Source organism: Shewanella aquimarina (assembly GCF_023349185.1).
Taxonomy (GTDB): Bacteria; Pseudomonadota; Gammaproteobacteria; order Enterobacterales; family Shewanellaceae; genus Shewanella; species Shewanella aquimarina.
On sequence record NZ_JAKIKY010000005.1, the window covers coordinates 220,795 to 247,779 of the forward strand.

24 protein-coding genes and 2 tRNA genes are annotated in these 26,985 nt (G+C 51.5%); 16 read left to right on the forward strand and 10 right to left on the reverse strand.

Annotation, left to right across the window (positions count from 1 at the left end; translation table 11 throughout):
- The first annotated feature begins 514 nt into the window (after nucleotides 1-514).
- Entirely contained in the window at nucleotides 515-1,108 is a 594-nt protein-coding gene (locus tag L2731_RS08385; RefSeq protein ID WP_239849529.1) for an FxsA family protein, read from the forward strand.
- Between the two features lie 33 nt (nucleotides 1,109-1,141).
- Here the strand turns inward: L2731_RS08385 and L2731_RS08390 are convergent, their stop codons facing one another.
- Nucleotides 1,142-2,977 carry a protein kinase domain-containing protein gene (locus tag L2731_RS08390; protein WP_239849530.1) on the reverse strand — a complete coding sequence of 612 codons (1,836 nt, stop codon included), beginning with the start codon at nucleotides 2,975-2,977 and terminating at the stop codon, nucleotides 1,142-1,144.
- Between the two features lie 211 nt (nucleotides 2,978-3,188).
- Here L2731_RS08390 and L2731_RS08395 point away from each other — a divergent pair, with 211 nt between their 5' ends.
- Together L2731_RS08395 and L2731_RS08400 are read left to right on the forward strand one after the other, a co-directional pair.
- Nucleotides 3,189-3,533 carry a hypothetical protein gene (locus tag L2731_RS08395; RefSeq protein ID WP_041509981.1) on the forward strand — a complete coding sequence of 115 codons (345 nt, stop codon included), beginning with the start codon at nucleotides 3,189-3,191 and terminating at the stop codon, nucleotides 3,531-3,533.
- Between the two features lie 105 nt (nucleotides 3,534-3,638).
- Nucleotides 3,639-4,295: a thiopurine S-methyltransferase gene (locus L2731_RS08400; RefSeq protein ID WP_249252667.1), complete on the forward strand. Its 657-nt coding sequence runs from the start codon at nucleotides 3,639-3,641 to the stop codon at nucleotides 4,293-4,295.
- A gap of 85 nt (nucleotides 4,296-4,380) precedes the next feature.
- On the opposite strand, the gene L2731_RS08405 is transcribed toward L2731_RS08400, so the two are convergent.
- The 3 genes from L2731_RS08405 to L2731_RS08415 all read right to left on the reverse strand — a co-directional run bounded on the left by L2731_RS08405 (nucleotide 4,381) and on the right by L2731_RS08415 (nucleotide 8,076).
- A complete protein-coding gene (locus L2731_RS08405) occupies nucleotides 4,381-5,397 on the reverse strand; it encodes a porin (protein WP_041510065.1) in 1,017 nt (338 codons plus the stop codon).
- A gap of 593 nt (nucleotides 5,398-5,990) precedes the next feature.
- Nucleotides 5,991-7,397, reverse strand: a complete 1,407-nt coding sequence (locus L2731_RS08410; protein WP_249252668.1) for a heavy metal sensor histidine kinase — start codon at nucleotides 7,395-7,397, stop codon at nucleotides 5,991-5,993.
- A gap of 1 nt (nucleotide 7,398) precedes the next feature.
- The gene (locus L2731_RS08415) at nucleotides 7,399-8,076 is read right to left on the reverse strand and encodes a heavy metal response regulator transcription factor (protein ID WP_249252669.1); all 678 of its coding nucleotides are present in this window, start codon (nucleotides 8,074-8,076) and stop codon (nucleotides 7,399-7,401) included.
- 158 nt (nucleotides 8,077-8,234) lie between these two features.
- Here L2731_RS08415 and L2731_RS08420 point away from each other — a divergent pair, with 158 nt between their 5' ends.
- The 5 genes from L2731_RS08420 to L2731_RS08440 all read left to right on the forward strand — a co-directional run bounded on the left by L2731_RS08420 (nucleotide 8,235) and on the right by L2731_RS08440 (nucleotide 12,337).
- Nucleotides 8,235-10,061 carry a copper resistance system multicopper oxidase gene (locus tag L2731_RS08420; protein ID WP_249252670.1) on the forward strand — a complete coding sequence of 609 codons (1,827 nt, stop codon included), beginning with the start codon at nucleotides 8,235-8,237 and terminating at the stop codon, nucleotides 10,059-10,061.
- 113 nt (nucleotides 10,062-10,174) lie between these two features.
- Entirely contained in the window at nucleotides 10,175-10,954 is a 780-nt protein-coding gene (locus tag L2731_RS08425) for a copper resistance protein B (protein WP_249252709.1), read from the forward strand.
- Between the two features lie 32 nt (nucleotides 10,955-10,986).
- Nucleotides 10,987-11,352: a hypothetical protein gene (locus L2731_RS08430; RefSeq protein ID WP_239849537.1), complete on the forward strand. Its 366-nt coding sequence runs from the start codon at nucleotides 10,987-10,989 to the stop codon at nucleotides 11,350-11,352.
- Between the two features lie 65 nt (nucleotides 11,353-11,417).
- The gene (locus tag L2731_RS08435; protein ID WP_249252710.1) at nucleotides 11,418-11,966 is read left to right on the forward strand and encodes a c-type cytochrome; all 549 of its coding nucleotides are present in this window, start codon (nucleotides 11,418-11,420) and stop codon (nucleotides 11,964-11,966) included.
- A gap of 107 nt (nucleotides 11,967-12,073) precedes the next feature.
- Nucleotides 12,074-12,337, forward strand: coding sequence for a DUF5676 family membrane protein (locus L2731_RS08440; protein ID WP_160793719.1), 264 nt, complete (start codon nucleotides 12,074-12,076; stop codon nucleotides 12,335-12,337).
- A 181-nt stretch (nucleotides 12,338-12,518) separates the two neighbouring features.
- Here L2731_RS08440 and L2731_RS08445 read toward each other — a convergent pair whose 3' ends face one another.
- Entirely contained in the window at nucleotides 12,519-13,577 is a 1,059-nt protein-coding gene (locus L2731_RS08445) for a porin (protein WP_249252671.1), read from the reverse strand.
- 366 nt (nucleotides 13,578-13,943) lie between these two features.
- On the opposite strand from L2731_RS08445, the gene tcdA reads away from it, so the two are divergent.
- Entirely contained in the window at nucleotides 13,944-14,756 is an 813-nt protein-coding gene (gene tcdA / locus L2731_RS08450) for a tRNA cyclic N6-threonylcarbamoyladenosine(37) synthase TcdA (RefSeq protein WP_249252672.1), read from the forward strand.
- Nucleotides 14,757-14,868: 112 nt separating this feature from the next.
- Nucleotides 14,869-16,098, forward strand: coding sequence for a peptidase T (gene pepT / locus L2731_RS08455; protein ID WP_249252673.1), 1,230 nt, complete (start codon nucleotides 14,869-14,871; stop codon nucleotides 16,096-16,098).
- 16 nt (nucleotides 16,099-16,114) lie between these two features.
- On the opposite strand, the gene L2731_RS08460 is transcribed toward pepT, so the two are convergent.
- The gene (locus tag L2731_RS08460) at nucleotides 16,115-17,755 is read right to left on the reverse strand and encodes a sensor histidine kinase (protein ID WP_249252674.1); all 1,641 of its coding nucleotides are present in this window, start codon (nucleotides 17,753-17,755) and stop codon (nucleotides 16,115-16,117) included.
- Nucleotides 17,756-17,984: 229 nt separating this feature from the next.
- Between L2731_RS08460 and L2731_RS08465 the strand changes: the two genes are divergently transcribed.
- On the forward strand, nucleotides 17,985-18,596 hold the full coding sequence (locus L2731_RS08465; protein ID WP_249252675.1) for a superinfection exclusion B family protein: 612 nt from the start codon (nucleotides 17,985-17,987) through the stop codon (nucleotides 18,594-18,596).
- Between the two features lie 106 nt (nucleotides 18,597-18,702).
- On the opposite strand, the gene L2731_RS08470 is transcribed toward L2731_RS08465, so the two are convergent.
- Nucleotides 18,703-18,831, reverse strand: a complete 129-nt coding sequence (locus tag L2731_RS08470) for a DUF3149 domain-containing protein (protein WP_011867043.1) — start codon at nucleotides 18,829-18,831, stop codon at nucleotides 18,703-18,705.
- A 310-nt stretch (nucleotides 18,832-19,141) separates the two neighbouring features.
- On the opposite strand from L2731_RS08470, the gene L2731_RS08475 reads away from it, so the two are divergent.
- Nucleotides 19,142-19,226 (forward strand) — tRNA-Leu (locus tag L2731_RS08475).
- 51 nt (nucleotides 19,227-19,277) lie between these two features.
- A tRNA-Leu gene (locus tag L2731_RS08480) sits at nucleotides 19,278-19,364 on the forward strand.
- 160 nt (nucleotides 19,365-19,524) lie between these two features.
- On the opposite strand, the gene L2731_RS08485 is transcribed toward L2731_RS08480, so the two are convergent.
- Both L2731_RS08485 and L2731_RS08490 read right to left on the reverse strand, forming a co-directional pair.
- Nucleotides 19,525-20,202, reverse strand: a complete 678-nt coding sequence (locus tag L2731_RS08485) for a TorF family putative porin (protein WP_249252676.1) — start codon at nucleotides 20,200-20,202, stop codon at nucleotides 19,525-19,527.
- A 26-nt stretch (nucleotides 20,203-20,228) separates the two neighbouring features.
- A complete protein-coding gene (locus tag L2731_RS08490) occupies nucleotides 20,229-20,540 on the reverse strand; it encodes a hypothetical protein (RefSeq protein ID WP_249252678.1) in 312 nt (103 codons plus the stop codon).
- Between the two features lie 202 nt (nucleotides 20,541-20,742).
- Between L2731_RS08490 and nrfD the strand changes: the two genes are divergently transcribed.
- From nrfD to L2731_RS08505, 3 genes are read left to right on the forward strand one after another with little or no spacing between them, the layout of a single operon-like run.
- On the forward strand, nucleotides 20,743-21,639 hold the full coding sequence (gene nrfD, locus L2731_RS08495) for an NrfD/PsrC family molybdoenzyme membrane anchor subunit (RefSeq protein WP_249252680.1): 897 nt from the start codon (nucleotides 20,743-20,745) through the stop codon (nucleotides 21,637-21,639).
- Nucleotides 21,640-21,648: 9 nt separating this feature from the next.
- Complete coding sequence (gene dsrO / locus L2731_RS08500; RefSeq protein ID WP_239849545.1) at nucleotides 21,649-22,365, forward strand: sulfate reduction electron transfer complex DsrMKJOP subunit DsrO; 717 nt, start codon at nucleotides 21,649-21,651, stop codon at nucleotides 22,363-22,365.
- A 4-nt stretch (nucleotides 22,366-22,369) separates the two neighbouring features.
- The gene (locus L2731_RS08505) at nucleotides 22,370-25,444 is read left to right on the forward strand and encodes a molybdopterin-dependent oxidoreductase (protein ID WP_249252682.1); all 3,075 of its coding nucleotides are present in this window, start codon (nucleotides 22,370-22,372) and stop codon (nucleotides 25,442-25,444) included.
- A gap of 194 nt (nucleotides 25,445-25,638) precedes the next feature.
- Here the strand turns inward: L2731_RS08505 and L2731_RS08510 are convergent, their stop codons facing one another.
- Nucleotides 25,639-26,601 carry a LysR family transcriptional regulator gene (locus tag L2731_RS08510; protein WP_249252684.1) on the reverse strand — a complete coding sequence of 321 codons (963 nt, stop codon included), beginning with the start codon at nucleotides 26,599-26,601 and terminating at the stop codon, nucleotides 25,639-25,641.
- Nucleotides 26,602-26,985: the final 384 nt, after the last annotated feature.

The following is a 26,985-nucleotide window of genomic DNA, read 5'->3' on the forward strand; positions in this document are numbered from 1 at the left end:
ACCCTGTATGGTCATTAATTGGGTGTTAAGGTAACCGGGTTATACTGGCTCTCGAGGGTATCGTGAGCGCCAGGGTCTGTTTATCTTTCAGGTTTAATTTTTGTTCAATCTAAACGCGTTTTGCTCAAGGCGCGTGCTGTGTCGCATAGTTATTCTATGTAAAAAGCACGCAACACAGGGCAAGGCGCGTTTAAATGAACCCTTCGGGCAGCTTTTGTAGGCTATTTCTACGGCGTTATCTCCTGTTCATGTAGATTAACTACACTACACAGGCTCTGCCTTGTATAAATCCCCTACAAAATGCTGCAAAAACAAACAGGAAAGGTCAACAGACCCTAGCTACTTTACGTGTTTTGTCGGCGACTTGCATTAAGCTATTGCTAAAATAGTGAGCTTATCCCAAGTTTGTCACTTGGATAAATTCGCTAAAAAAGCCGTCCGACTTGAAAGTAGACCCGTTCGCCCCCATTTAGTTTTCAATGCATTAGAAATTTCGTCAGTTTGTGAGGTCAGCGTGTTTTTCATCCTATTGATTATCTTTGTTCTCATTCCCGTTATTGAGCTCAATGTGCTGATCCGCGTTGGCGAAACCTTAGGCAGCTGGACTACCGTGGGTCTGGTGATCTTCACCGCTGTGGTGGGGGTCTCTCTGGTGCGCAGCCAGGGGATACATACCCTGATGCAGGTGCAGCAGAAGCTGGCGCGCGGCGAGGCGCCCGGTCAGGAGATCGTCGAGGGGATGATGCTGGCCATGGCCGGTCTATTGCTGCTGATCCCGGGTTTCGTGACCGACTTTATCGGTTTATTGCTATTAACCCCGCTCACGCGCGCCCCTATCGCCGCATTCCTCTATAAGCGGATGCAGGTCAAGGTGAGTCAACAGGGAGGTTTTCACGGCCAGTTTGGGCAGGGGCCATTTGGGTCAAATGGTTCGGCCGGTGGCCGCTCACCCTTCGACCGCTCACCCTTCGATGAGCAGGGCAACACCTTCGATGGCGACTATGAGCGCAAGCCGGATCCTTCCGACAAGCTGGACGAAGAGCGTCAGCTGGGCGACAAGCCAGAGGATGATAAGGCGAGCGACGAGGACAAGCGCGAGCCGAAGTAAATCGGCTTAGCCATTAGGCTTACAGTTGAGCCATTACTCTTCCAGTTGGGCCATCACTTCCTTGGGATTTCTGGGGTAGAAGTGGTCCGCCTTCCTGTCGATATGTTGAAAGCGACGGGTATTTTTATAGGGAAGTTTCATGAAGCCCGAAACGCCTTTCCCCTGAATCTTATCCACATGGCTGAGGATCCTGTCGAGGCTTGCCCTGAAGGCGGCCTGTTTGCGGGGATTTAACAGTCTAAGATAGCTATGAATCTTCATATGGTTAGGTAGCACCTCGAAGATGATGCAGCCCGTGTGGTGGATCTGGTTGATCCAGCCCAGCTCGGTCATGATCTCCTTGGGCAGCTCCAGGTTTTCATCCGGGTCGCGACCATCCTCGAAGTAGGAGTGCAGTCTGGACTTATCTTCCAGCGAGGGCACATCGCCCACCTCGAAGGGCAGCTGCTGGTCTGGACTCGGCCTGAAGGGCTGACTGGTGTCGTCGCGCTCAAGGTGCAGTGTGTCGCGGGCGTTGAAGAAGCAGGCCTTAAACACCCCGATGCGGCGAATGCCCCGTGCCAGGGTCACCATGTTGTTCACTGCCAAGATGAGCGCCGCCTTCTCCTCGGCGTTATAGGTGGCCAGGTTGGAGTCGATAAACACCCCGGACTCCTGCCAGTGGATCGCCAGGCCGCCCACAAGAGAGTATTGTCCCACCCGGCTGACCGCGGCGATAAAGCCCTTCTCGGTATCTCCCATGCCTGCCATGAAGTTGCGGTAGTACTTCTCCAGCTGGAGATCGTCCATCTTCTCTATCGGCTCATCCTCGTTGTGTTCTCTCAGGAAGGATTTACGTGAGCTGTAGGTGACCGTCTCCACATCTTTGGCCTGCTTGAGCGTCCATACCGGGATCTCGGGTTGCAGCGGCGCCGCGGGCAGATCCGGCAGGTGCAGACGGTGGCTGTGGGCCATGCTCCTGAGGAAATAGTCTCCGGCGCGGTTGCGGGTGACTGGATCGTCGCTGAGCATGCCGTCTAAGGTGCGGGCCAACTCTATGGGCAGGCCTATGCTGCTGGCGGGGATCACCTTGCTGCCGAAACGGCTAGCCTGACCCGAGGCCAGGGCGTAGAGGGTGGCGGCCACCCCTTGTTCGTCAAACCTGGGGCTGGAGAGGGCGCCGTTGAGCTGCTCCTCGCCGATGAAGTAGACATCCCCCATGCGGGCATTGGTGTGCTGCTGATCGCTGGAGAGCAGATCCATCACATTGCCATTGACCGGGTTCCCCTCGCCATCGCGCTGGGCAAATACCGCCGAGCCCCAGTCGATGAGCGACAGATGATCCCGCTCCATGTCGTACACCAGGTTAGAGGGCTTGATGTCGCCATGTACCAGGGGGCGGCCGTTGTGCAGATAGTTGAGGATCTGCGCCAACTGGCGGGCGATGCTGACTATGATACGTACCGGCAGGGCGCCATGCCTGAGGCAGAGCTTGTCGAGATCTTCCCCTGGTGCCCTGGCCATCACCAGGATCCCCTGCTTACCCACATGCTCAAACTTGATCACAGGTGGCACATTGGGGTGGATCACCTGAGACAGCATATAGGCCTCCTCCTCCAGCCTGTCTTGGATCTGCTGGGGCAGGGTGATGCGGGAAAACTTGAACACATGGGCCTTGCCATGACGATTGATGCCGGCGAAGACGAAGCCGTAGGCCCCCTTGCCCACCAGTTCTATGTCTGAGTAGCCTAGCTTGCTGAGCTGCTGTTTACAGAGTCTTATCCAGGCCCTGTGTTTGCGGGCATCATCGGCCTTGAGCAGGTAGATAGACTGCTCTTCGGAGATGTAAAAGTGTTGCAGTTCTGGGCTGGGGGCTTGGTTGTCGGGCATGGGGCACTTCACTGAATATCGATATGTTTTTATAGCAAGAAGCGACCGTAAGGCACAATAGCTAGATTTTTCAGCAGTGCGATACCTAACCGATATTTTCGGATGAGATGTTGACCTACATCAAATCTGTTACATACACATACAGGTAACCTGAAGCTAATATAAAACTAAGCTTCATTTTTGAGCGACATTGAAGAGTGAGGAGGGCGAAATGACGGAACTAAACAAAGCCCTGTTGATAGAGTTATTAGAATACCCGAGGAAGCGCATCGTACAGTCGATGGAGCTAAAATTTTGTCCTCACGCGGGTTTTTTCAATAGTACAGATCCCCAGTGTATCCATTGCCATCAAGGCATGGAGTGCGTCTGGATGAATCATAACGACGAGCTGGTGGCCGTCGAGCGTAAATCGGTGGCAGAGCTGAAACAACAACTGCTGATCGCCGTCGACTTTATCGACTCCAGTCTCACCCCCCATCACCTATCGCGCCGTAACTGCGAATGTGAAAACTGTGTCTGGTTAAGGCGGGTTCAGAAGGTTCTGGATATCCAATAACGACCAAGAGAAAAGCTTGCCGATATATTCGGTAAGCTGGCATCTTAGGCGGCGACAGATTAGAGTAGCCTGCATAATGAAACACTTGCTTATGTGGAGCTACCGATGCAACCCAGTTTTTGGCATGACAAATGGGCCTCTCAGCAGATAGGTTTTCATCTCGATGAGGTCAACTCCCTACTTATCGACTATTGGCCGCAGCTCAAGTTGGCTGCCGGTAGTCAGGTCTTTGTTCCCCTATGCGGTAAGACGCTAGATATCTGTTACCTGGCCGAGCAGGGGCTAGAGGTGATCGGCTGCGAGCTCAATCAGAGTGCGGTCGAGCAGTTTTTTAGTGATAATGAGTTGCCCGTCGAGTGTCAGACGCAAGGCGAGCATGAGTGTTATCGTACCGAGCAGGTGAGCATCTACCAGGGAGATCTGTTTAGGCTGCCGAAAGAGCCTCTCGAGGCGGTGAGCGGATTTTATGACAGGGCGGCGCTGATCGCCTGGCCTCCCGAGATGCGCCAGCAATATGTGGAGCGTCTGGCAGAGTTATTGCCCCCTAAGAGCATAGGCTTGCTTATCACCCTAGATTATCCCCAGGAGGCCCTCAATGGCCCGCCGTTTGCAGTATCCGATGCCTGGATCCAGGCGCATATGAGCCCCTATTTCGAGGTCGAGTGTTTGAGCACCCAGGATGTGCTGGCACAGAACCCAAGGTTTGTGAAGAAGCAGGTGCCTTGGTTGACCGAGTCCGTCTATCGTCTGGTGAGGCGTTAGGCTAAAGCGTTTAAATCGCGCGCGCGAGATAACAAAAAGGCGACCTATGGTCGCCTTTTTTCGTCAGAGCCTGAGGCTCATCGAATTAGAAGTTGTAACGAACACCAACGGTGAATACGTTGTCATCTTCCATGTCAGTCTTGATGCCGGCAGCTTTGAAGTCACCGTCGTACATAGCGTAGTGGCCGTAAACCATAGTTGATTTAGCTACCTTGTAGTCCGCACCAACAACGATAGAAGTGATGTTTACATCAGTAGTATCAGCAGTTTGGATGCCAGAACGCTTAGCGTATACACCTAGACCAGCTTCGTCTTTACCGTATTCGGCTTTCAGGTTAACGCCGTTCAGGTTGTAGGCAACGTTTACGAAGTAAGAGTTACCTTCAAGGTTTGGCATAGCAACGCTTTCAGAGTTTTGGAATAGACCGCCAACCTTGAAGTCGCCTAGCTTAACTTGAGCCACACCACGGTATGCGTCGATACCAGAGATGCCTTTGTTGTATGCACCAGCTACATAGTAGTTTTGTGCCTTGAACTTCTTGTCACCCAGAGTCGCGCTAACTGCGTACTGGCTGTCATCAGAAGCTTGGTTATCTTCCATCAGGTAAGTTGCATTGATGGTTAATAGGTCAGCAATCTTTGGAGAGTAGTACCAGATACCGTCTGCGCTACGAGTCTGTGCGCCTACTAGACGGTCGATATCGGCGTTTGAGTTACCGAATAGGTCGATGCCACCTTCAGATTGCTTGAATACAGTGTCGTTACGGCCAACAAGGATAGTACCTGCGGCGCTCTTAAGACCTAGGTAAGTGTTACGAGCCTTGAATACGTCACTGTTTGTTGAAGTGTTTTCAACTTGGAATTCCATTTGGTAGATCACTTCGATACCGTCAGCGATCTTTTCTGTACCCTTCACACCTAGGTGAGAGAAGTTGTTCTCAAGTACAGTACCTTCTTTAGCTTCACGAGTAGTTAGACCTGTGTCAGAGTTAGTCACAGTAAGGTCTAAACGACCGTAGAAGTTAGGGCCATCGGCTAGCGCGCCGAATGAGGTCAGTGCAATAACAGATGCGACTGATGCAGAGATTAGAGATTTTTTCATGTTTTGTGCTCCCAAGAACTGAGTTCTTTTCCATTTTTTAATGGTTATTAACATAGTTTCCATAATTTGCTCCGAGGGTCCGTTCTCGTAACAAAGTTGGCCAGAAGTTTACAGTTTTATGGCAGTAAGAGTGTGGTGCAGATCAAATTTCTGCTTATCTAGGTTAGCTTTACGAGGAATTTGTGACAGATCTGCCTCGGGCGTTTAAAAAACAGCCAATCCTTGTAAATTTAACGTATTGAGCATACTTCTAAAGGGGTATGCGCTCTGCTGTCGATGTAAACAAACTGTAACTTATTAAGAGGTTGCTAAAATTGTAGGTATTTTGCTTGGGAAAGCTCAAATATGTTTGGAAAGTGTGCGCTCGCGCACATAAGTTGGGATAAAAAATAGCCTGTGAGCTTGGTCTTTATGGCGGTTTGACATCTGCGTGTTAGGTGAACAAAAAGCATCGTTTCGTCGGGGAAGGCAAGACCCCGGCGGGCTGAAAGCAGAAAGCTGAAAACCTATAGGAACGGGTCTACACCTTATGCTTTGGTGAGCCGACCTTATTTGGCTGAGCTAGAAGTTGGCAGAGCTAGAAGTTGGCAGAGCTAGAAGTTGGTAGAGCTAGTTGTTGGCAGAAGCAGAGTGAAGCAGGTCTTGCCGTCATGGCTCTCGGCGGTGACGCTTCCGCCGTGAATATCCGCGATGGACTTGACGATGGCCAGCCCCAGGCCGTTACTGCTCCCCTCTCTTTGCCTCGCGGCTTCAACCTTATAGAAACGATCAAACAGGTGATTGACATGCTGCTTCGGGATAGGCGTGCCCTGGTTGTTCACCTTAATGCTGGTGGCCTGAGGCGTTTGTTCAATGGCAATGACGATTTCTGATCCTGGCTCGGCATGACGCACGGCATTGCCTATGAGGTTGCCCAGCGCCCTCTGCACCATTCCCTTATCGGCAATAAGCGCAGCGCTACCTTCTCTTATGATGGAGACATTTTTTTCATCGCCGAGCAGGCTCATATAATCGATGATCTTGTCTGCTTCCATATCTAGGGCAATTTCTTGTTTCTTGGGCTCAATCAGTCCATTGTCCGACTTGGCCAGCCACAACATATCATTGACCATGACGGTGAGGCGCTCTAATTCTTCCAGATTGGAATAGAGTAATTCCTGGTATTCCTCTGTGCTTCGCCCCTGACCCAACAGGACTTCATTTTGCATCGCCAGTGCCGTGAGTGGCGTTCTAAGTTCATGGGCGATATCTGCCGAGAAGTGACTAAGGCGTTTGAAACCCAGTTCGACTTCACCAATCATGTGATTGAAGCTGGCGATCAATTCTGATAATTCAACGGGGGCTAATTCCGGCTTCAATCTCAGATGCAAACGTTCGGTTGTTATCTCGCTGATGTCTTTACTCAATCGTTGCAGTGGGCGCAGGCCGAACCTAATGGCCAGCCAGGCTGCCAGCATGGTTAACAGCCATACCAGGAGTAATGTCGACCAGAGGGTGCGGTGAAACTCGCTAAGAAACGCCAGGTGAAAGTCGATCTCGCTGGCCACCACTAACTTAGCGGTTGCCCCATTGGGAAGCGTCACCTTGAGTAAGGTGCCCCGTAGGTGCCGCTGCTGCGCCTCGATGACGACTAGCGCTGTCGCCTCGACTCGCTCTTTGGCACCTTGCTGGAGAAACTGAGAAAGATCGGATGTTTTATTACTGTAAATCAGCTGATTGTCATCGCTGTAGAGTGCATAGAAGATGCCGTGATGGCCGACCACCGCTTGTGATAGGGCGGTATCAAGCTGATGGCTATCTTGAGCCATTGATAGGGAAGTCAGGATGCCCTTCACCGAGTTAGCGACTACATTCAATTCTTCCTCATCCTGATGCAGGAAATGCGCTTTAACTTGGGCGTCGATCATGAAGCCAAGCAATAGGAAGCAGGCGATCAATGTGCCCCCCACTAAACTGAGCGTACGGGCTTTTAATGAGATCTTCGGATGGCTGCTAAACATGTCAGGCTTCCGTGTCCAGTTTGTATCCCATGCCACGCACGGTATGGATAAGTTTCATCGAGAAGGGGTCGTCAACCTTGGCCCTTAAGCGCCTGATGGCGACGTCGATCACATTGGTGTCGCTGTCGAAATTCATGTCCCATACTTGAGACGCGATAAAGGCGCGAGTGAGTACCTCTCCCTGGTGACGGACCAATAACTCAAGCAGGGAAAATTCTTTATTGGTGAGATGCAGTTTCAGTTGCTCGCGGCTGGCCCGGCGTTTGGCGATATCCAGTTTCAGGGTATCAACGGCTAGGATGTCAGACTGCAGCTGTTTGGTGCCTCTGCGCAGCAGGGTTTTTACCCGCGCCAGTAATTCGGCAAAGGCGAAGGGCTTCACCAGGTAATCGTCGGCGCCGGACCCGAGCCCGTTGATCTTGTCTTCCAGGCTGTCCTTTGCCGTCAGGAACATGACAGGGATATTCGAATTGTTGAGGCGGATTTTTTCGAGGATTTGCCATCCGTTCATGTCGGGCAGCATCACATCTAAGATTATCAGGTCAAAGTACTCAGAGATGGCGCAGTGATAGCCGTCCAAGCCATTTCGACACAGGCTGATGGTATACCCGGCTTCTTCCAATCCCTTTTTGAGATAGTCGCCTATCTTGCTCTCGTCTTCGATCACTAATATTCGCATTTGCCCGCAAGCCTTTAACTAGGGTTAAGCTGATTTGCCTATTTAACCATGTATTTACTCACATAAGTTCAAGATTACAGCTTTGTAATCATCACGTCATTTCTTGGTCAGGTACTGGCCACTATCTTTAACTTATACACCTAAAATGCGAGTCGAGTATGGACATGAGAGATAGTGAGTCGTTTAGCCTCAGTCGCCGCCGTTTTGTGCAGGGGCTGATAGCTGGAACAAGCGTATTGGGCACCAGCATGCCCAGTTTTGCCATCGGGCAACCGACCGCCTATGGCACCAGAAGCCCAGATGTGTTGACGGGGACCGAGTTTGACCTGGTTATCGACCAAGGGCCGGTGAATTTTACCGGCCAGGCCAACACAGGGATCATGATAAATGGCTCGATTCCCGCGCCGACTCTGATCTGGCGAGAAGGCGATACAATTACGCTGCGGGTGACCAACCGATTATCGGTCCCCACGTCCGTGCACTGGCACGGCATAATTCTGCCCTATCAGATGGATGGCGTTCCCGGCCTGAGCTATGCGGGGATCACCCCAGGCCAAACCTTTACCTATCGATTTCGGGTACAGCAGTCGGGCACCTATTGGTATCACTCACATACTGGCTTCCAGGAGATGTCGGGCATGTACGGCAGCCTGGTTATCCTGCCCCGTGGCGGAGACGGCGTGAAGAGCGACAGGGACTTTGTGGTGCAGCTGTCGGACTGGACAGATGAAAACCCCATGGAAGTGTTTGCCAAGCTCAAGCAGCAGAGCGACTACTACAATTATGCCCAGCCAACAGTGGCTGACTTCTTCGAAGATGTATCGCGTTACGATCTGCGCACCGCAATGGCGAAGCGCGAGATGTGGAACGAGATGCGGATGAACCCGACTGACTTGGCCGACCTATCGGCGTCCACGCTCACCTATCTATGTAACGGACAGCCCCCTAATGGAAATTGGACCGGCATCTTTAAGCCGGGCGACACCGTCCGTCTGCGCTTTGTGAACGGCGCGAGCAACTCGTTTTTCGATGTTCGTATTCCCGGACTCGTGATGACGGTTATTCAGGCCGATGGACAAAATATCGAGCCGGTATCTGTGGATGAATTTCGTTTCGGCCCCGGCGAAACCTATGATGTTCTTGTCTATCCCAAGGACGATGCCTATACCATTTTTGCCCAGTCGATGGACAGAAGCGGCTATGCCAAGGGGACGCTCGCGGTGCGCGATGGCCTGTCGGCTCCCGTTCCCACACTCGATAAGATCCAATGGTTGACCATGGCCGACATGATGGGGGCCATGGACCACCAATCTTCTATGCAACATGGTGGCATGCAACATCAAGGGCATAGCATGTCGATGAACCATGGCATGTCGATGAACCATGACATGTCGATGAACCATGGCATGGCGATGGATCACAGCCAGCATCAAGGCATGCATGGGCTCGCGACCCCGTCACAGCAGGTGCGTCACGCCGCCAGCGAGTATGGCCCGTCGGTGGACATGCGCGTCGATATGCCAAGAACCAGCCTGGATGACCCGGGCGCTGGACTGAGAAACAATGGTCGTAGGGTGTTGACGCTAGACGATCTGTGCGCCGTCGAAGGTGTGTTGACCGACACCGGCATGCCCGTTCGGGAGCTGGAACTTCACCTCACAGGCAATATGGAGCGTTACACCTGGTCCTTCGACGGGCTGGAGTTTGGTAAGAGTACGCCGGTCGCCCTCAAGCGAAACGAACGTATTCGTATCATCTTACAAAACGACACCATGATGACCCACCCCATGCACCTGCACGGCATGTGGAGCGATCTCGAAGATGCCCAGGGGCAGTTAAGAGTCAGGCGTCACACGATTCCAGTACAACCCGCTCAACGTCTTAGCTTCTTGGCGACGCCACAGGAGGTCGGGCGCTGGGCCTGGCATTGCCATCTGTTGTTCCATATGGATGCCGGCATGTTCAGGGAGGTACTAGTGTCATGAAAAATCATCACCTAATCCATTCAATCACAGCCGCCTTGTGCTTGCTATCGGCTCAGGCTTTGGCGGGGAGTGGCGCCATGCCGAGCACGGAAGGCGAGGAGCAGCGTGAAGCGATGAAAGCAACTTCCATGCAGGCCATGCCAGAGATGCAGATGCAGGGCGGCGATGCACCGGCAGATAGTCGTGACCCCCATGCCTATTCAGGCGGGCACACCCTGAGTGAAGGTCCTTATGCTCTGCCTGGCTCACAACGCCTCAGGTTGGCGGATGAGGATGCCTTTTGGGCCGTCATGGGCGATCGTCTTGAATATGATAACGATGACGATGTCGCCTTTGATCTTTCGGTATGGTACGGCGGTACCTATGACCGAGTGTGGTTAAAGTTAGAGGGAGATTATAACCAGGATGGCCTCGAGGAGACCCAGGCAGAGTTGCTCTGGGGGCATGCCATCAGCAGCTACTTCGATTTTCAGCTGGGGACACGCTTTGACTACTATGCAGATGGTCAAAACCGTCAATGGCTGGCCCTTGGCGTGCAAGGGCTCGCTCCCTACTGGTTCGAGTTGGATCTAACGGCTTATTTGGGAGAGCAGGGCCGCAGCGCCCTGAGTCTGGAGGCAGAGTATGAGTGGCTGCTGACCCAGCGGCTGATCTTACAACCCAGAGCCGAACTGACCCTATATGGCAAGGACGATCCGCAAAACGGCATAGGCAGTGGTCTATCCGATGCCAGCCTTGGCCTCAGATTACGCTATGAGTTTTCTCGTCAATTCGCGCCTTATGTGGGTATCGAGCGCAAAGAGACATTCGGCACGACGGCTGATTATCTCGAGGCGGCCGGTGAATCGGCGGGAGACACCCGTGTGCTGGCAGGGATCCGATTTTGGTTTTAACCCTATTGGTCAAACAACAGAAGGAGTCATTCATGAAAACGAGTATACAAACTTCTTTGGTCGCCGTGTCGGCGCTCTTGTTGTCATTGTCGGCGCAGGCCCATGATCCTAAGGAACATATGACAAAAGACGAGCAGCCAGACTGCAGCAGCATAATGCAAATGGATCAGAGCCAGATGCATATGAATCAGGACCAGATGCATAAGGATCAAAGTCAGATGCATAAGGATCAAAGCCAGATGCACATGAATAAGGAAGATATGCATAAAGATCAGCATCAGATGGATATGGACGACCCCGTGATGCAGGCGTTAAGGAAAAAGTGCATGAAGGAGCAGCAGGAAAAAGACGATCACCACAAGATGGAGCAGCATGACAAGGGTCATTCACACGGGTAATCGGATATCAGGTTTAGCGTCGAGGCAAACCGAATAGGCAGAGGAGAACAATAGCAGTGAGATTAATGGTTTATGTAAAGACGCTAGTGGTGATAGTGCTGTTGGGCGTGGTGATTCTGGGCGGGTATCTGTACTCAGGTCTTTATCCTATAGGTGCCGATACGCCACATAACAAGTTGACCTACTGGGCCTTGGAAACCCTGAGGGAAAACTCGGTGGCGCGTGCCGCCAAGGCGATCACTGTGCCCGCCGATATAGCAACACCGTCTCGATTGTTGGCGGGTGGTCCCGATTACAACGAGATGTGTTCTGGGTGTCACCTCAGGCCGGGACGTGCACAGAGTGATTTCACTCAGGGACTCTATCCTGCGCCGCCCAATCTGACCCGTTCAGCATCCGAGAGGGAGGCGGATATTGTGCAGAGGCGGCGAGAGCACTTTTGGATCATCAAACATGGCATCAAAGCCTCTGGGATGCCGGCCTGGGGACCCACACATGATGATGAAAGGATCTGGAATATGGTGGCCTTCCTCGAGCGTTTGCCCGAGCTGACGCCAGAGCAATATCAGATCCTGACGGCCAGAGATGAGGAAGATGGCGGTGGTCATCACTGACGTGCTATAGCAAGGTCGAGCCTTTAAGCCTGATGTTTTATGGACTGAATGCGCCAAGCAGGGTTCGACCGACGCCTCGATCATCGAAGAGGCGATAGGAGGGTAAAATGAAATTAAATGAAGCGGCATTTGCCTTTGCCTGCGCACTTGCCTTCGCCCTAGCCTGGATAGTCTGCTCCCTCTTGGTTGTGGCCATGCCCATGATGATGTCTGACATGACGGGGCATATGTTGCATACCGACTGGCAGACTATGGGGTGGCAGCTAACCTTCAGTGGATTTGTGCTTGGCGGCATCGTCTGGGCGCTGGTCGCCGGTCTTATAGGATGGTTAATCGCCATATTCTATAATCGGTTTTCCACGAGCGATTGACGCGCCAGCAGGTCATTCGAATCTTTTGTGCGGCAACTGAGATTGAGTGGCGATTATCACTAAAAAAGGCGGCCAGTGGCCGCCTCTTAATCAGCAGATAACGATTTATCTAAAAATCCAGCTGTGTTCTCAAGCGTTTTTCCTGCGCTTTATCTGAGCGCATACTTGCCTGTGATTGGTATTAGAAGTCGAAACGCATGCCGATAGTGACAATATCGTCACCCAGATCCTGCTTGGTGCCGGCCAGTTTCAGGTCGCCATCATATTTAGTGTAGTGACCATAAAACATTGTGCTCTTGCTGATGCGGTAATCGGCGCCAATGCTGAACTGTTGTAAGTCAACGTCTGATACGGTTTCCATGCCAGCGCCATCGGCATTACCCACGAAACGGCTGACATATTTACCCAGGCCTGAGTCGTCACTACCATACATGGCCTTGATCTTTACATTGCCCAGCACGTATGCGGCGTTAACGAAGTAGGTATCACCCTCTAGGTTGGCATATTTGGCGTCAATATGTTCACTGTTCTGATAGAGGCCACCAACGATGAAGTTACCGAATTTGACTTGAGCAACACCACGATAGGCCTTAACGTCATCGATATTTTCGTTATAGGCTGCGGCAACATAGTAGTTCTGCGCCTTGAGTGCCTTATCGCCGATGGTTGCGCTTAGGGCATACATGCTATCTGGAGAGACGCGCTCGTCACCATCATAGGTGACGTAGTTGTCTTCAACTAGGTATGTCGCGTTTAGGGTCAAGAGGTCGGCAATCTTTGGTGAGTAGTAAGTGATACCATCGGCCTTACGCGACTGGCCGGCAGCCAGTAGATCTATGTCTGAGTTGGTGTTGCCAAACAGGTCGAAACCGCCTTCAGCAGACTTGAACACAGTGTCGTTACGACCTATGAGTGCCGTACCGGCAACGCTTTTTAAACCAAGGTAGGTATTACGGGCGTTGAAGGTGTCGCCGGAGTTGTCGTAGTTGCTGACGCCAAATTCCATCTGGTAGATCACTTCCAGACCATCGCTGATTTTCTCGCTGCCCTTCACCCCTAACCAGGAGAAGTTGTTCTCTATGATGGTGCCATCTTTCTGGTTCTGGGTCGCGATGCCGTTATCTGAGTGAGTCAAGGCAAGATCGGCATGGCCGTAGAACTGAGGACCGTCGGCGAGTGCCGTGAATGAGGTGGCTGCGAACGTGGCGAAAATGCTTGCCGATAGAACAGATTTTTTCATTGTCATCTTCCTGTAGCGATTATGCCCATCTCGAAGAGGGCCTTTGAATTTTTAGCTAACGAGAGTCACGGGCCCAGAGGGAGCTTTCTTGGCCGCATTGCTGTGTTGCGGCGTCAGTGTGCCCAGAAGTGCAAGCTTGAGATGTGATCTGTGTCGCAAATCATTGGTTTTACGTGAGTTTTATCATGTTGTTTTACATTTAAAAACAGTGGGTTAATTTGGTCTTTACGCTGCGTCACCTTCTACTTGCCAAGTTGCTGCAATCGCCCCATAGCTGTAACACTTGTCGCATTTTTTCTTTTTAGGATTTTGCCAGGGATTGCGGTAAAATCGGCGGGTTTTTAGTTATCTTACTCGGAGCCCACCTTGAGCCAAATTGAACTCTCTGATGCCTATCTCAATCGCTTTGCCGGTATTGGCCGCCTTTATGGTGCCAAGGCGCTGACCCGATTTGCGCAGTCCCACGTGGCTGTAGTCGGCATAGGCGGAGTAGGTACCTGGGTGGCCGAGGCGCTGGCCCGTAGCGGCATCGGTGAGATCACCCTGATCGATCTCGACGATATCTGTGTGACCAACACCAATCGCCAGCTGCACGCCCTCAAGGAGACAATTGGCGAGTCTAAGGTGGCGGTGATGGCCGAGCGTATCATGCAGATCAATCCTGAGTGCCGGGTGAATCAGGTGGAAGATTTCATCACCACAGACAATCTGCATGACTATTTTAGTGGTCGCAAGCAGGGTGGTAGCCTGGACTATGTGGTGGACTGTATCGATGCGGTCAAGCCTAAGGCGGCGCTGATCGCCCACTGTAAACGCCAGAAGCTGCCTATCGTGACGGTAGGGGGTGCCGGCGGCCAGACAGATCCGACTCAGATCCAGGTAGCGGATCTGGCCAAGACCTATCAAGATCCTCTGCTGGCCAAGGTACGTAACCTGCTGCGCCGTGAATATAACTTCTCTAAGAATGTACAGCGCCGCTTTAGCATAGAGGCGGTGTTCTCCACCGAGCAGCTGGTCTACCCTCAGGCCGATGGCAGTGTCTGTAATGTCAAGGCCACGGCAGAGGGCAGTATGCGTATGGATTGTGCCTCGGGCTTTGGCGCCGTGACCGTGGTCACCGGCAGCTTTGGCTTTACCGCCGTGAGTCGTGTGCTCACTAAGCTTGCCGCCAAGGCGTGAATCCAATCGCCTGCTGGCCTGAGGTGTAAATCACCAAAAACTTGATTTAAGTCTAAAGTCACCTTGGGGTCACTTGTTAGACTCAGTCGACTTTTTTTGCTGGTGATTGATTATGAAACAGGCCCTGTTAAATCGATTCTTACGCTATGTGCAATTTGATACTCAGTCTGATGCGAGTCAGGCCGGTTGCCCCAGTACGCCGGGACAGCTGGCGCTGGCGGATCAACTCAGAGAGGAGCTGATCAAGTTAGGCTTCAGTCAGGTGGCGCTATCTTCTACGGGTTATCTGACCGCCCTGGTGCCCGCGACAGTCGAAGGGGTTCCCCCCATCGGCTTTATCGCCCATCTGGACACGGCGCCAGACTTTAGTGGCGCCAATGTGCGCCCTCAACTGATTGAGAACTATGATGGCGGCGATATTCCTCTTGGTGAGCTGAACCGGCTCTCCCCCAAGGAGTTTCCCGAGTTAGATCAGTATCTGGGACAGACGCTGATCACCACGGATGGCACAAGCCTGCTGGGCGCCGACGATAAGGCGGGGATCGCCGAGATAGTCACCGCACTATCGACCCTGATGCAAGAGCCGGGTAGCCTTCATGGCGATATCTATCTCTGTTTCACCCCCGATGAGGAGATAGGCCGCGGCGCCGATAAGTTTGACTTCGAGACCTTCAAGGCCGAGTGGGCCTATACTGTGGATGGTGGCGAGCTAGGGGGCCTGGAGTTCGAGAACTTTAATGCCGCCACGGCCGTGGTGACGGCCAAGGGAAACAACTGCCATCCTGGCTCTGCCTATGGTGTCATGGTGAACGCCCAGACCATGGCGGCGCGATTTCATGCCAAGATGCCCCTTGGCGATACCCCAGAGAACAGCCAGGACTATGCCGGTTTCTTCCACCTGGCTGAAATGAAAGGGGTTACCGAAGAGGCGCAGCTTACCTATATCATTCGCGACTTCGATCTGGATCAGTTCGAGCAGCGTAAGCGCTGGCTCACCGAGCGGGTCGAGGCCTGTAATGCCCAGCTGCACCAGGGCTCATTAAGCGTCAGCATCACAGACAGCTATTACAATATGCGCGATCAGTTGATCCCGCATCCTCATATTGTCGATATCGCCAAGCAGGCGATGGGGGAACTGGGGATCACGCCGAAGATCAAGCCTATTCGCGGCGGCACAGATGGCAGTCGTCTCTCCTATATGGGCCTGCCTTGTCCTAACCTGTTTACCGGTGGTCACAACTTCCATGGCAAGCATGAGTTTATCTGCCTGGAGTCTATGGTGAAGGCGACCGAGGTGATCATGGCGATCTGCCGCTTAACGGCTAAGCAGTTAAAGGGCTAAGCAGCTAAAGGGGCGGTTAAATGCCTGATTGGTTGGAGAGGTTGAGCTCGATGGCTGGGCTGTCGAGTACCTCAACCGGAAAGCTCACCTCGAAACAGGCGCCGCCTAATTCGCCGTCGTCGCGATAGCGAATGTTGCCCTTGAGCAGGGTAACGGCGTTGAAGGCGGCGGAGAGTCCCAGGCCGGTGCCGCCCTCCGAGCGAGTGGTGGTATAGAAGGGCTCGAAGATATGACTGCTGGCCTCGCTGCCGATCCCTGGCCCATCATCCTGAATGCGGATGTTGAGCATGCCATCGTCCACCTCGGCGTCTATCCTGATCTTACCCTGCTTGCGATTCTTAAAGCCGTGGGCATAGGCGTTGGACACCAGGTTGGTGACGATCTGCTTAAACAGGCTGAGATTGGTGAGTATGTTAAGGTCGGGATCGACCCGGTATTCCACCTCGGCCTGCTTGTCGCCGTAGATGAAATGCATCGACTCATGGTGCTCCTCTAGCCCCTGTTTGAGGTTGATGCTGCGTTTGTCTTCCAGGCTCTGCTCTGCGGCGATAGTCTTGAACTTCTGGATCAGGGTGCTGGCGCGGGTGATGTTGCTGATTATCAACTCGCAGCTTTGCTGATACTCCTCCAGGATGGCATTGATCTCCTCCAGGGTCGCGTTTTCGCTGTGGATCAACTTGATCAGCTCCTCGATATGGATCAGCTGGGTGCTGGCGGCGGTGAGACAGATGCCGATAGGGGTGTTTATCTCGTGGGCCACGCCAGATACCAGGCCACCGAGCGCCGCCATCTTCTCCTGTTCGACCAGTACCTGTTGGGCGCGTTTAAGCACCAGCAGGGATTGTTCCAGTTCCTGGGTGCGTTCCTTCACCTGGCGCGCCAGTTCATCTTTGTAGCTGCGTTCCAGTTCCAGCAGTCGCTCGCGATCCGCCAGGGCCTCTTGCAGTTCCAGCTTGGAGGCCTTGATGTCATCGAAGGAGCGCCTGAGTTGCTGCTGCATCTCATTGATTGCCTTGGCAACCAGCCAGAATTCGTCATTCTTATGGCTGTTCTTGACGAACACCAGGGGCTCGAATTCGCCGTCCAGGTTGATGTTCTGGCTGTAGTCGCTGAGCTTATGCAGGTGGCGGGTGACCAGAAACCACACCAGGAAGAGGATGAAACCGGCGACGATGAAGGTCTTGATGGCGTTGGAGAGGAGTATGATGATGGCGCGATCGAGCAGTTTCTCATATACCACTCTCAGATCCGCCTGCACCAACAGGGTACCAACGTCTATGTTTTCGTTGCCTGAGCCATAAACCAGTTTAAAGCTGCGCTCTATGGTGTTTTCCGGGGTTGCCGTGCCCGCCTGCCAGTGTTGGCCGCTGTCGTCGTTTATCTCTATGTAGGTGATGTCAGGCAGCTGGATCAGGCCGTCGATCTGGGTGTTGATCAGGCGCTCGTCGATCACCCAGATGCTGGCCGCCAGCACGTCCAGATTGACCTTCTCTATGCTGTCGAATTGGCGGGTGATGCGATTGACGTCGCTGCGATAGTCGTTGACCAGCTGGAAGCCCGTGGTGAGCAGGGTGATTAAGGAGCTGAAGAGGATGATCGACAGGGTGAGTTTTCTGCCGATGGGACTCTTGAGTAGCTGAGCTGTGTGGTTTGCCATTTATGGTATCGCTTATCCCAAGCACCATAAGCACGGCCGACAATTGACGTTAGGTGCGCTGTCCAGATCACATAGCTTTAAGCATAGCCTGATTCTTATGTTCTGCTCGCGCAAAGGAATAAAAATGTCGCCAAGATGATGTTTGTAAAGTCTTTATGTGGCTCTGCGGGTTGGCATTTTACTTGCAGTTATTCTGCTTACTGCAGGTTTTTTGACACTAGGTATCAAGATGGAAAAATTAAATCTGATGCTGTTTAAACAGACGAGTCCTAAGCAAGTGATCTTCAATTTGATGTTGTGGCTGACCCTGATCAGCGCCGCCTTACTCTTTGCGCCCACCTCCCTGATGCAGACTCTGAGGCTAGAGCTGCTGGTGAGTCAATATGCCCACTTCATCGGCCTGGGATTGATTATCGGCGCGGCCTATCTCCTGACCCAGGTGGCCAACTATTTTCTCGATGAGGCGATCAAGCATCTCAAGGGCAAGCGTACCACTGAGACCATAGAGAAGAAGGTGCGGCTGCTGGATCCGACCGAGCGCGCCCTGTTAAGAGAGTTCTTCCTGCAAGGGGAGACAGTGCTGACCCTGCCAGAGAATGAGGCGGCGGTGCAGAGCCTGCTGGAGGCCAATATCTTGCAGTATCTGGGTAACAAGCAACAGTACGCTATTCATGGCCCGACCGCAGATTTTAAGATTGCCATGGAGGCAAGATCCCATCTCAATCGTCAGGTATTGCGTCTGCCTCAGGGCGAACCCAATCCCGAGCAGCTACAGCTGCTGATTAAGGCCAGACCCCACTTCATTCACAGTGTGGTGTCCAGTCGTAAACACGCCGCCTGATCTCCTTTGGGGAATTGGTGGGAAATGCAGATCGATAGATAAAAAAGTGGGGGCATAAGCCCCCATTTGCATTAGAAATATGATTTTGTGGACTTCGAGGTCCTATCTATTCTGGTTTCGACTTCGAGATAAACAACCACATGATGTATGACATTATGCCAATGGTTGTGAAGATAACTATCATAGATAGCAGACCAATGGGGTTACCAAACATTAAATCTAACCAAAATGCCATGTGAGAAGTCCTCTTTCGCAGCTGTTTATATCGTTGTCCAAGCTAAATTAGCGCGAATGGATATGAGAAATGCTGATCTCGATCAATTAATGCTGTCAATTTGATAACGCCTTGTCATCGTTTTGAGAATTTTGTGAGCCTGGTGGCAAATTTCCCCCGTGTGAATAGTCTGATTGTGCCGAGTTTTAGGCGCTTAGGATGAAAAATCGGCAGTCGGTAATAAAGCTGTCGCAAAAGGCTTGCCATTAGTAAAAGCAAAGGTATAATTCCGTTCACTTACTCGAGACAGAGAGTAAGGTCTGATTGATGAGCCGGAGTGGTGGAATTGGTAGACACGACGGATTCAAAATCCGTTTCCTTCGGGAGTGACGGTTCAAGTCCGTCCTTCGGTACCATTATCAGTTGCTCTCCTTGAGAGAATAGCGGTAAGATCAGACAGACAAGATGCAGATGTGGTGGAATTGGTAGACACGCTAGCTTCAGGTGCTAGTGGCTTAACGGCCGTGCGAGTTCAAGTCTCGCCATCTGTACCAACTTGTTGATGCAATCCTCTCTTGAAGAGATAAGAACCTGCTTAATAGCAGGTTTTTTTATGCCTGAAATTTGTCGTTGCTCGGCAATTACCCCCCTTAGACTTTGGAGCGCCATCGGCGCTCCATTTTGGCTTATTTTTATCTGATTAACTGCTGGTAATTAGAAGTTGTAGGCAAGGCCAACCATATAGTGGTCGTGTTCGAATTCCTGATAACTGACTTCTAACATCAGATCGAGTTGAGATAGCAGAGGATAGCGATAGCGCAATCCTATATCATAGATGCTGTCTGCCACCTTGCTCTTGTCGAGATAGCCATAGTTTTCCGCATCGGTGAATAGCCCTAGATGGGCGGTTAACTGGCTCTCGTTAAAAAGGTCGAGGCCATAGTTAACTTCTGTGTACCAAGCTTCTACATCTTGGTCGTAGTTTACCATCAGATTAAGTGCCTTATAGTCGAGACTGACTGAATACTCGATGCTGTAGCCGCCAGCCCCATAAGTGTATTTCATGGCGTTGAAGCCTAGGCCTAGATCCTCGGTGATCATCTGGTAGTAACCGCCGTAGTAATCAATTTCATAATCATTGTAGACGCTACCTTCATCCTCATAGCGATAGGTCTCGAATGAGGTTCCAAGATAGAAGCCACTTTCATGTTCCACCATCAAGTCGCCCTGCAGGGTAGGCTTGTTGTCGCTGATAGTCTGACCACGCCACAGGTAGTTGCTTAGTCCCATGAGTACGCCTGAGGTAGCGAACTGGCTTTCTTCGGCCAATAGAGGTTGGCTCATGGTGCAGGCGATAGCTAAGGCGCAAGAGGAGAGTATTACTTTATTCATTATCAACCCTTAAAATATTTTTGTCTTTAATCAATGCCAACATAATTTGGCGCTTGCTTTTTTCCACGTCTTTGTGGTTTGTAGATTGTAATAAATATATTTAAATAAAATAATTGCCAGCTGTTATAATATCTTTTGTTTGTGATGTGATTTGTTTTTTTTGATTTTTTAAAAATACAATTTGCATTTTTCAGGAGTGAGTTCTGTATGGCGGTAAAGGTTTTTTCATTTGTATCTATATGATTTTGAGTTGATTTTATTGTTGTTTTTTGTTGGTTGAGTTTTCTGTTTTTTAGTAAATATTTTTTTTGTAAAGTAAAAATAACCACTTTATTCAAACTCTTGGTATTTATCTGGTACGTTTGATAACTAGTGTGATCTGGCTCCTTATTTATTCCGTTTTGGTTTGTATGATTTAACCAAGGTGAAAAACAATTTCGCCCGTTTGGTCTGTTATATATCGTTTTGAATTTCTTTATTTCTATGCCAATGAATTAATCGGCTGGAATAAAGAGGTATATAGAATAATAAGGAATGTCTATGAGCGAAGTGCATTGGGGGCTGTTGGTAGCAGCCTATCTGTTCTTGGCCGGTGCGGGAGCGGGGGCCTTGTTTATCAGCGGCGCCCTGGTTCTGTCCGAAAAGGTGGCTCACGCCCACCACTGGTCGACGGCGAAGTTTAGCGCCATCGCGGGCCTGTTACTCTTGATGCTGGGCACAGGGATGATCGTCTTCGATCTGACCTCGTTCCAGTACGGCATCTTCAATGGCGACATGAGTAAGCTGCTGCGCTTCTATCGCCTGTTTATGACCTTCGAGCCCAGCTCAATGATGAGTATAGGTACCTGGCTGCTGACCCTGGCGATCATCTTCGCGCTGCTGTTTTGCTTCTCCTTCAAGCGGCATGATCAGGAGACCTTTACCAGCCGTGGCTATGCGCTAATCAATCTTATCCTCGCTGTATGCGTCGCCTCCTATACAGCCCTGTTGATTGGCGACATCAAGCACAACATCGTCTGGTCTAACAGCATCTTGGTGGTGATCTTCCTGGTGTCTGCCATCTCCTCCGGCGCCGCAGTGGTGCTGATCGTCAAGACTTGGCTAAAGCAGAGCGACCCACATCATCACTTCGCCAAGGCAGATTCCATGGTGATGCTCATCGAGCTGTTTGTACTGGGCATCTTCGTTTACGTCATCGCCAATGTGAGCAAGTTTTATGGCCTGGATAACCTGCTGGGGATGGCGACATCGGCCGGTAAGATCTGGTGGCTTGGCGCCGTAGTGGTTGGCCTGTTGCTGCCGCTGCTGCTCAACCTTACCTCCATCATGGGCAGAGTCGGCGTGTCTCACGCTAAGGAGTATGGCATCGCCGCACTAACCTTGGTTGGCGCCTTCTGTTTACGTTATTCGGTCTTACTGGCCGGTCAGTCTTATTAGGAGCTAAAGATGTTAGATAGAAGAAGAACACTCAAACTCCTGGCTGGCGGCGCCATCGCTACCACAGGCATGATGTTTATCCCCGCCGATCCTGTGATCGCCGATATTCGTCGTCAGGGTAAGAAGCGTCTGGCCATGGTGATCGATCTCGGTCGCTGCAACGGTTGCAAGGCCTGTGTGGTCTCCTGTGGTATAGAGAACGGCAACCTGCCTGACGAGCACAGAACCCAAGTGCCGCAACACAGCGTGGATCTAAATGGTAAGCAGTATGTGTTTAATTTGCCGCTCCTCTGCAACAACTGCGACAAGCCCTCCTGCGTGTCTGTCTGCCCGACAGGCGCTACCTTCAAGCGCGAGCAGGATGGCATAGTGGTGGTGGACTCACAGTTGTGTATCGGTTGTAACTACTGCATCCAGGCCTGCCCCTACGATGGGGTGCGTTTCACCCATTCGGCCACGGGCACTGTGGATAAATGTAACTTCTGTATTCAGCGAACCAGCCGCGGCTTGCTGCCTGCCTGTGTCGAGACCTGTACCGGTGGCGCCCGTGTCTTTGGTGACATTAACGATCCCGAGAGCGAGGTCTCCAGGCTGATACGTCAGCACAGGCCGCTAGTGTTGCAGGCCGGTAAGCAAACCTCCCCAAATGTGTTCTATATCGGCTTGACCCAAGACGAGAGCAACAGGGCAAACAGTATCAATTCTCCTCAAACCTGGCAGAGGTAGCAGCATGGATCGTAGAGATTTTTTAAAGGCGGGTTCGGTTGCCGCCGTGATGACAACAGGCACTTTAGGTGCCAAGGCCGCAACAAAGGCGAGCACCAGCGACGCCGAGATCAGCCGTTATGCCCCGACCTCGCTGACTCCTGAGTACTATTTTGATCAGGACAAGCAATTGGTGGAAAACCCTGAGCAGCGTTTCGCCTTCTCCAAGTGTTTCGGTTGCTTTAACGTCTGCGGCGCTCGGGTCAGCATAGATAATAAGACGGACAAGGTGCTACGCGCCGTGGGTAATCCCTATACCCTGACCAACAACGCAGGTCAGCCCTTTACCATGGAGACGCCGCCTAAGGAGGCGATGTTACAACTCTCCGCCGTCAGCGGCCTGAGCCAGAGCAATCGCGCTACTCTGTGTGGCCGCGGCAATGCGGTGCCCGATGCGTTCGAGGATAAGCACCGTATCACCCGGTGCCTCAAGCGGGTGGGTAAGCGAGGTGAGAATCGCTGGCAGAGCATCTCCTATGAGCAGCTGCTCAAGGAGGTCATTGAGGGCGGCGATCTGTTCGGCGAGGGCAAGGTCGAGGGGCTGAGGACGATCCACGACAACCCTGCGCTGGCCAATCCGCGTTATCCAGATTTTGGTCCGGTGAAGAATCAACTGCTGGTCTCTACCTCTTCTGAGCAGGGGGCGCGGGCCGATTTTTTACATCGCTTCGTCAAGGAATCCTGGGGTACGCCCAACATAGGCAATAAAGATTCTTACTGTGGTCACCAACAGGTGGCGGGTTGCGCCCTGGGCTGTTTCGATGCCGTCGACGAGATGGCCTTGCCCCAGGTGGATTATGAAGAGACCAAGTTTGCCATCTTCATAGGCACCAACCCGGGGCTCAGTGGTAACGGCCTCAACGTGGGCTCGCGTCGTCTGGCCAAGGCCCGCAGCGATCGTCCTGACTTTAAGTATGTGGTGATCGATCCTATCTTACGTTCCTTGACCTCAGAGGTGGATAACAGCCAGGGTGAGTGGCTGCCAATTGTCTCGGGCGGCGATACCGCGCTGATGTTTGCCATGATGCAGTACATCATCAATCATGATCGCTATCGCCGAGCCTATCTTGAGGCGCCGAGTCAGGCCTGCGCCGATGCCATAGGCGAGATCAACTACACCAATGCCACCTATCTGGTGGTGAAAGAGCCTGGTCATCCCCTGTTTAACCAGTTCCTGACCGCCGAAGCTTGCGGTGTGGGCGAGGCCGAGATCAAGATGGTGATCGACAAGGCTACGGGTCAGCTGGTGACAGGCGAGAGCGAACAACCGGCGGAGCTCTTCTACAAGGGTAAGCTGGCGATCGGTAATGGCGTCGAGCTGCAGGTGGAAACAGCCTTTTCACTGCTTAAACACCGGGTCAACGAAACTTCGATGCGCCAGCTTTCTGAGCGTTGTGGCATCTCTGTGGCCAAGATAGAGGAGTTAGCTAAAGAGTTCACCTCCCATGGCCGCAGCGTGGCTATCGAGACTAATACCGGCTGTAATGCCTCAGACGGCGGACAATTCGCCTTTGCCATGATTATGTTGGCGACCCTGGTGGGCGCGCATAATGCTAAGGGCGGCATGATGCACATGGGCGGTGTGGGCTACGCCGCCATGTATGATATCTATGACGGTCCTCTGTATAACCTGATGGATTTTGAGCACGCTTCGCTGACCGGTTTTAATGCCGAGCGCTCTGGCGACTATGAACTGAGCCATGAGTATCAGCAGAAGCTGGCTAAGGGTCTAGATCCTTACCCTGCAGATCAGCCCTGGAATAATACCTTTGTGCAGGACAACAGTGGCGAGTTACTGGTGGCCCATGCCAACAAGAACCCGTTTCAGTTCAAAGCCTGGATCACCTGGGCGACCAACCCGATTTATGGTTGCTCAGGTCTGCAGGATCAGGTGGAGGACTCAATCAAAGATCCTAAGCAGCTTGGGTTGATCATCGCCCTAGATCCCTACATCAACGAGACCAATGTGTTCGCCGATTACATAGTGCCCGATTCTTTGCAGTATGAGCAGTGGGCCAACTCACGCATGTGGGGCAGCGAGTTTGTCGGCGATGTGGCCTGTGTGCCCGTGGTGACTTCACGTAACGTCAAGACTGCTCAGGGCCAAGAGGTCAACATGGAGCAATTCTTGATCGATATTAGCAAGGCGATAGGTTTGCCAGGCTTTGGTGAGAAGGCGTTCAAGGACGTCGAGGGACGAGACTTGCCGATTCATGAGCCGGCCGACTTCTATGTGCCGCTGTTTGCCAATATCGCTCACACAGGATCTGTGTTGCCATCGCCCACGGAGGAAGATATCGCCTTTACCAGCGTGGATCGTGTGCTGCCGCTGTTCAAGGCCAGACTCAAGCCCGAGGAGGTGGGGCCGACCGCCTATATGCTGACCCGTGGGGGTCGTTACGAGCGGGTGGATGAGCGTTACGAAGGGGAGTTTTTCAACCCCATGATGCGCATGGACACTCAGTTCCAGGTGTACAACGAGTCCCTGGCCAGGGTGAAAGACTCCTACAGTGGCGAGTTTAACGATGGCCAACCCGTCTATGATGTGGATCGCTTCTGGGACGGCTCGGCGGTGCGTGCGCTGTGGAAGGTGAATGAGTATCCCTTTAACCTGTCGACCTTCAAGCTGCATCTTCGTAGCCCTTATTCTGTGGCGCTGCCGCGCATCACTGCCCTGGGTGAGACCAACTATATCCATCTGCATGAGGATGATGCCGCCAAGTTTGATATCAAGGATGGCGATAGGGCGCAGGTGTTGTCTCCTAAGGGGAAGTATATCGAGGGAATAGTGCAGGCAGACAAAACTGTGGCCCGCAACACCATAGTGGTGGGAATGGGTTATGGCCACTGGTGCTTTGGCGCGAGCGACCTGGAGGTCGATGGTCAGGTGATCCCTGGCATTCCATCGAGAGGAACGGGTGTCTGCCCTAACCCTTTCAACATAGTGGATCCTAGTCGTAAGGGCGCCAGTCTCTACCGTGATAAAACTTTTGGTTCGACTGCGAGACACGGAGTGCCGGTAGCTATTCGCAAGGTGTAATTGCAATATGAGCGTCGTCTTAAGTGAGACGGCGCTCATAATTGCTTGGCTCAGATTAGATGTGCTCTGTTATTAGGCTTATCTTTGTTGCCAATCACTCGGATAGGATACTTTCCCCCATCTCCTGTCTTAGCGACAAAGACTTTACCTAGATACTCTATTTATCCCTAATTGATAAATAGAGTTTTTTCTTCTTAGCGCTTCATCGCTAGATACCACTCATCACGAATGTTATTAAACAACTGTTGCTTGAGCCAGTGATGAGTCGTTGATTGGTTTATTTCAGAAGAGATTAGGTAGTTGCCAACCCTGCGGCCGACATTAATCTGCTTCAGCAGATGCGCTGTTAATTTGCTTGGTAGAGTGGCGGTTCGTAGGCCTTTGATCATTTCGCAAAACTCACGGGTAAAAACGTTGCAGCTCATGGAAATAGCTCGGCTATCGAGGATATGGCGACTGAGTGCAGCAATATTATCGGTAGCTCCGATTACATTCACAGCGATTCCCTGCTGTTTGGCAAGTTGTGCAATTAATGGCTTACTTAGGTCGTTATAATTATCCATAGCGAAATAATCATACTGACATAAGTTTTCTAAGGTAAACTCCTCTGAAAATACTGCATGTCCTTCCTTGGCTATTAAAAAAAGCTCCTCCGTCGGTGATAACATTTCGTGAATTATTTTGTGATCTTTAAAGTTTTCATAAACCACTGCGAAATCTATTTCACCATGCTCGATAGCGCGGCTACAATCGCTGGAAAGGGTGCGTACTTCGAAGGTTAAGTTAGGCGCCTGAGGTAATATTTGTTGGTTGATTACCTTGTTTATCACATAGGTGAACTCATTATAGGCGTAGATCTTAAAGTGACCCTTTGCTGTAAGTGGGTTGAAATGAATATGGTTGTGTTTAATTACCTGATAATCATGTAGCAACTGTTTGATATAAGGAAGGAGTTGAACAGCCTTATCCGATAAAACAAATCCTTGTGCTCGACGAATGAAAAGCACATCTTTAAAAATGTCACGCAGGGTGCCCAGATGGCGGCTAACGGAGGAGATGCTTATGCCTAGTTCGTTAGCGACCAAACCGGCATTCAGGTGACGGCTTATGGATTCGAAAATGATCAGTGACTGATAATCGAGTTTGTCTATGTTCATAAAGAGAAGGCAATTCGAGATATTTATTCATTTTTATCATGGTATAGAGACGACAACAAATTAAATGGATAAATTTGTGTATTGGATTGGCATCTACCCTAATAAAGATTAAAAAGTGCTACTTAATTTAATTGTGTGTACTGTTTTTTTATATGATTTTTGCCTTGAAAAGCAAAACTGATTACCTGGAAAAGTTTTTAGTATCTTGGGGTAAAGCGATAATCGCTGTCGTAAAAAGTTAACTATAAAAAGGTATAAAAAAAGAGGGACAGGATGGTGAGGATGTTTTTTGAGCGTTTTTCGGGTTAGAAAGAAGGCTTTTGGCATGTTGTCTCAGAGCTATTCCCTATTGTCTGATTCGACAGATTAATGGATTGGAGGGGC